Genomic DNA, 5286 nt, shown 5'->3' on the forward strand with positions numbered 1-5286 from the left:
AAATTTATTTATGCTCAATGTGATGAGAAAGATCCTGTTCCTGCTAATTAAATTTAAATATTTTCTTAGTGTATTTGACTCACTTAATCTATATTAGGTGAGTCTTTTTTTTATATTTATTTTCTTGCTTCGTTTAAATTAAATGGAGTGTTGATTATTTTATTATTTTAATTTTTTTTATGGTGGATTACTTATGACTAATGTTAATAAATTACGTGAAGAAGAACTGGAAATGTTATCTAAAGAAGATGAAGAAATCTTTGATTTAGAAAGTTTAATCACTGATGGTGTAGATGCAAAAATCCCAATAATAATATCCTATCCAAAAGATGGGGAAACTGTTAAAGCAGGAGCATTAATCAGACCATTATCTAATATAGAATGGAATAATGCAACAAGACTAAACAGAGCACCAACAAGCAAAACCACTAATGAAGTGGAATTAGTTAAAAAAGCATTATATACTCGCAACGGTGAATTATTCCCTCCAAAACTAGTTGAACAATTACCAAATGGAGTAATATTAGAATTAGTGAAACAAATTGCACATATCAGTGGTGTTGAGATAGATAGTAAAGAAAATATTAGAATGGCAAAAGAAATGATGGGGTTTTCAAATTAGACCATGGTAAATTAAATTATTTAACTCATGCTTGTCTTCAAGGATACCAAATCAATAATGGAGACATTTCAACAATGACTCCTTTACAAAAACAAGCAATGATGGCAATAAATAAAACAATTTGGAATTGGAAAATTGAAAACAAACCATTATTATCAATATAAAAAAAAGTGATGTAAAATGGCAGATAAACAAATCGAAATTGAATTAGTCAGTAAAGCAGACATTAGTGGTGCTGAAGAATTAAAGGACAAAATCGATGAATTAAAACAATCTGCTGAAGAAGGAATAAACCTAACAGACAATGCACCTGAAATCTCACAAGACATGGACAATCTCGGTACAAGTGCTGAAGAAGCATCTTCAAGTGTTGATAACTTAAACAATTCAACAGGAAGCATGGATGGTTCTAATGTTCAAGGAGTAGGTTCAGATTTCACAACTCTTGGTGGTGAAGCTGATAGTGCAGACCAAGAAATTCAAGAACTACAAGGTAGTCTTGACTTATTGGAAGCCGGTGCATTAATGGGAATATCCAGTGAATTAAGTAACCTTGGAAGTAAAGCTGAAGGATTAGCACAAGATATGAATACTGCATCTATAAGTGTTGGACAATTAGCTACACAAACTGGAGTTGCAGAACCTCAAATGGTTTCTTTAATTAATCATATTTCAAATGCAACATTTCCGAATGATGAAGCAATGATGTATGTTAAAAGTTTAGACCAGATAGGAGTTTCCGCTAATAATCTTGGACAATCAGCTACTGATTTAGATAAAATTAATGATGCTTTTGGATTAGGTGCAAACAAGGTTAATAGTCTAGGTCAAGAGTTATCTGTTCTTGGTGTAGACATGAACAATGTTTCATCAGCATTTAACGCATTAGCTTATGCGAATGCAAACACTGTTGGAGGAATGGATAATTATTATACTTTCCTCAGGAAATATGATGCACAATTTAAAGAATTAGGATTCAATGTAGACCAAGCATCAGTCATTATTGCAGCAGCAACACAAAAATTTGGTGGAGGTCGTGCAGCTTTAAGTGGTTTGAACGATGCATTGGAAGAATCCAATGGGGATACAAGAGCATTAGAACAAGCATTAGGATTAGAAGCTGGAGCATTAGAAAATGCAAGTCAATTAACTGGACAATACGAAGGCCAATTACAAACCTTAGCTGATGAAGAAGCAGCACATAAAACATGGTTAGACCAATTAAATGCAGCATGGGAAGATTTAAGTTTATCATTATCCCCCGTATTAGCACCATTAACCAGTTTTATAGGATTAATTGGTCAAGTAGGTAGTTTCGCAACAGGAATTAACAGTTTAATCACATTAACTAGAACATTCCGTGAAATGGAAATAGTCTCATCAATCACAGGTAAATTAAGTGGATTAAGAACTGCACTAACAACTGTCGCTACATCTGCAAGAACAGCACTGGTGAATATTGCAGGTTTCTCACGGACATTACTCACAACAGCAGCAACAGCAATCAAAAATGCCATTGTAGGATTAGCACAATTAGCAAAAAATGTGTTACTTACAGGTTATAATGCATTAAAATCTGCTGCAATGTGGGCAATTGAAAAAGGTGCAATGATAGCATCAACAATAGCTGAATATGCTACAACAGCTGCACAATGGGCATTAAATGTAGCAATGTCTGCAAATCCAATTGGAATATTAATCATAGCAATTGTTGCATTAATCGCAATATTAGGCTACTTATACTTTAACAATGAACAAGTACGTGCTGCAATTGATGGATTAGGTCAAACATTCATGATGGTTGGACAAATCATTTACAACAGTTTAGTAAATGCAGTTAATATTGTAATTACCACATTACAAGGATTATGGAATTATATCGTAACATTAGGAGGATTATTACCTCAAAGTGTTAATATAACTGGAAACCAAATAATCGATGGAATATTAGCGGTAATGATGTTTATTGCAACATTACCCGCACAATTAGCAATGATATTTGTAAATATCATAGCCCAAGCATTAGGTTTTGGAAACAATTTCACACAGACATTAATTAATGGTGCAATTAACGCAGTTTCCGGTTTCATCGGTAGAATACAATCTGGTGTTTCACAGTTTACAAGTGCAATTAATGGTATTCGTACTGCTTTACAATCCTGTCTTGATTGGGCTTATAATATGGTAATGAGTCATCCATTAGTACAAGCGTTACAATGGTTAGGTTCACAAGCTGCATCCGCATTTAGTATTCTTGGTTTAGGTCAAGGTTCACCAGGTAAAATTTATCATGCTTTAGAGAACGAGTTGAACTGGTCTGAAAATATGGTGGATAAAAGTTCACTTCCAGACACAACAGCGAAACTTGGTAAAAATATGGCGGATAATTTCTCACCGGATTTCAGTTTTGATTCTAATGTTAATGGTTTTGCGAATGGATCTATTGATAAAGTATTGCGGGTGATGTCTGCTGAGCAACATGGTGATATCATCATCAATATTGAGGGGGATGTTGATAGTGACCGTCGTGTGAATCAGATTATTGAAGTTATTCGTCGTGAGTTGAATTGGGATAACACTACTGCAGGAAGAACAATATGAGGTGATTATTTTTGAGTATTTTTGAAAGTAAAGATGCAAAAGAGTTTTTGACTATTTGTCCTCGTGATGGTGCATATATGAATGCTAATGTGGGGCCTGTGCGATTAAGAGTTATTCGTGATGATGGTGTTAATAGTGTTCCTGATTTGGATATTGTTGTGAATGATTTAGCAAGTGGTCGTAAGCATTTTCAGAATAATACTGGTAAAGGTGACACTTTTAAAGTTAATGTTCTGATTAGTGAGGATGACAGTGTTGTTTTGACTAAGGAGTTTGATGAAGGGTCTTGGCAGGAGGCTCTTAACAGTGGTGATTTCGATGAATATTTGTACACTATACTGAGTGGAGGTGAAGGTATTGAAGAGACTTCCTCTGTTATGTTAGGGGGGCATGTTGCTTTGTTGAAAGCTTTGGATTATTGGATGAAAACTGCAACTCCTTTAAATGTTGTGACAAGGGCGGTTGATGTTCCGAATGGATTATATTTGATTATTAAAAACGATTCAAGGAATCAGACTTTTGAAGGGTTCACTGAATGGGAATTAGAATTCATGAAATATGAACCTTTTACGAAATCCTCTTTTTCAGCGACAAATGCTGGAGTCACTACTGCTTTGAAAAATTATAAGAAAGCAAAAGATAAAAAAGCAAAAGCAGCTAAAGCCAAAGCCGAAGCGAAGAAGAAAACAACTGCTAGGTATTTACTGAAAACAAAATGTAAAGCTTCTAATTTGAAGTATAGTAAAACGAAGAAAGTTGTTACTTGTGTTAAGTATATGCAACAAATCTTAATTAACAAGAAGTTTCTTGCTAAAAATCAGAAAGACGGATGGTATGGTCCTGTTACTAAGAATGCTTTGAAGAATTTCCAGAAGAAGTATAAATCTAAGTATAAATGTAAAACTGACGGGAATGTTGATGCTAATACTTTCAAGGCATTGTATAGTGTAACTAAAAGCAGTTAAAGGGATGGTGGAATATTTTGTCGAACGAAAACATTTCAAGCAGAATTGGTGAATTGCGTATTAAAAGAAGAAATGATGCGTCAGTATTTTCTAATTGGACTGAAAACTGGAAAGATAGTCCAAAGCTCCCATTAGTAGAGTATAATATTAAGGAAACTGATTTCAGAGTCAAGACTGCTACTTTCACCACTCCTTTTTACCTTGATTTGACTAATGGTCAGAATTTTGTTTTGATTAGCAGTATTTATCATGAGAATTTTAGTGGGATTATTTTGGATGTTGATTATGATGAGGAGACTGGTTTGTATACTTATCAATGTCAGGATTGGAGTCGTAACTTAATTTCTAAATTTGAATTCAAAGGAAACGTGAAATTATATAATCTTCTTCGTTTTTTAATCACAAGAGGGAATGTATCAAGTAAGGATAAGTATGCGAAACTGAATGATTATCAGAAGTATATGATTAGTGGTTTGAAATCATTAGATCGTTACAATCAATCACATTTTCCTGGTAACAAATACAATGGCAATCCATTCAATCAAAAAAGACAATTGATAATTCATGATAAGTCTTACATTGAAGCGATTAGAAGTCTTGTTTTTAATTCATTAGGTTATTTTGATGTTTGGTTTAATGATAAAGGTGTGTTGCAGATAGATCCGTTGTCTAAGACTGATTGGGAGAATACTGGTTTGCATTTAACTGCTGATGATTATACTAATCGTAAGTTTAAATTCAGTACAACAAATGCAATCACTGGTGTGATTGTGAATGGTCCTGATTTATCAGCAGGGTCTGTACAGACAAGTAAAAGTTTGATTGATTTGGATTTAACAGCATTCTTTGGAAATGTTGCGACTAGTATTCAGAATCCTAACAATACTACCAAAGCAGCCAAAACCTCATCATCATCTTCTAAGAAAACTACTTCTACTAAATCCACTTCTACTGGTTCTAACAATGGTAATCCATTCAACAAGAAAAAGAAAAGGATTCTTGTTTCTGAGGACCGTGGTGGAAGTGCAGGTTTCAAATCTGGTATCATCAAGAAATTAAAGGCGGATGGTTGGAGTGTAACTGACCTTGGTACTGGAC

The 5286-nt window shown here is 34.1% G+C and carries 4 protein-coding genes; all 4 read left to right on the forward strand.

The window, feature by feature from the left end; all coding sequences use genetic code 11:
* Positions 1–193 precede the first annotated feature (193 nt).
* The gene (locus tag ACKI2P_RS00345) at positions 194–622 is read left to right on the forward strand and encodes a hypothetical protein (RefSeq protein WP_407374151.1); all 429 of its coding nucleotides are present in this window, start codon (positions 194–196) and stop codon (positions 620–622) included.
* Positions 623–802: 180 nt separating this feature from the next.
* On the forward strand, positions 803–3223 hold the full coding sequence (locus ACKI2P_RS00350) for a hypothetical protein (RefSeq protein ID WP_407374152.1): 2421 nt from the start codon (positions 803–805) through the stop codon (positions 3221–3223).
* An 89-nt stretch (positions 3224–3312) separates the two neighbouring features.
* Positions 3313–4188: a peptidoglycan-binding protein gene (locus ACKI2P_RS00355; RefSeq protein ID WP_407374153.1), complete on the forward strand. Its 876-nt coding sequence runs from the start codon at positions 3313–3315 to the stop codon at positions 4186–4188.
* Between the two features lie 17 nt (positions 4189–4205).
* On the forward strand, positions 4206–5286 hold a 1081-nt coding region (locus tag ACKI2P_RS00360; protein WP_407374155.1), incomplete at its 3' end, for a hypothetical protein.

Source organism: Methanobrevibacter sp., assembly GCF_045541095.1.
Classification (GTDB): Archaea; Methanobacteriota; Methanobacteria; order Methanobacteriales; family Methanobacteriaceae; genus Methanocatella.

Coding starts and splice junctions, on each gene's coding strand:
- ACKI2P_RS00350 (WP_407374152.1), top strand. CDS start 803: ATGGCAGATAAACAAATCGAAATTGAATTAGTCAGTAAAGCAGACATT.
- ACKI2P_RS00345 (WP_407374151.1), top strand. CDS start 194: ATGACTAATGTTAATAAATTACGTGAAGAAGAACTGGAAATGTTATCT.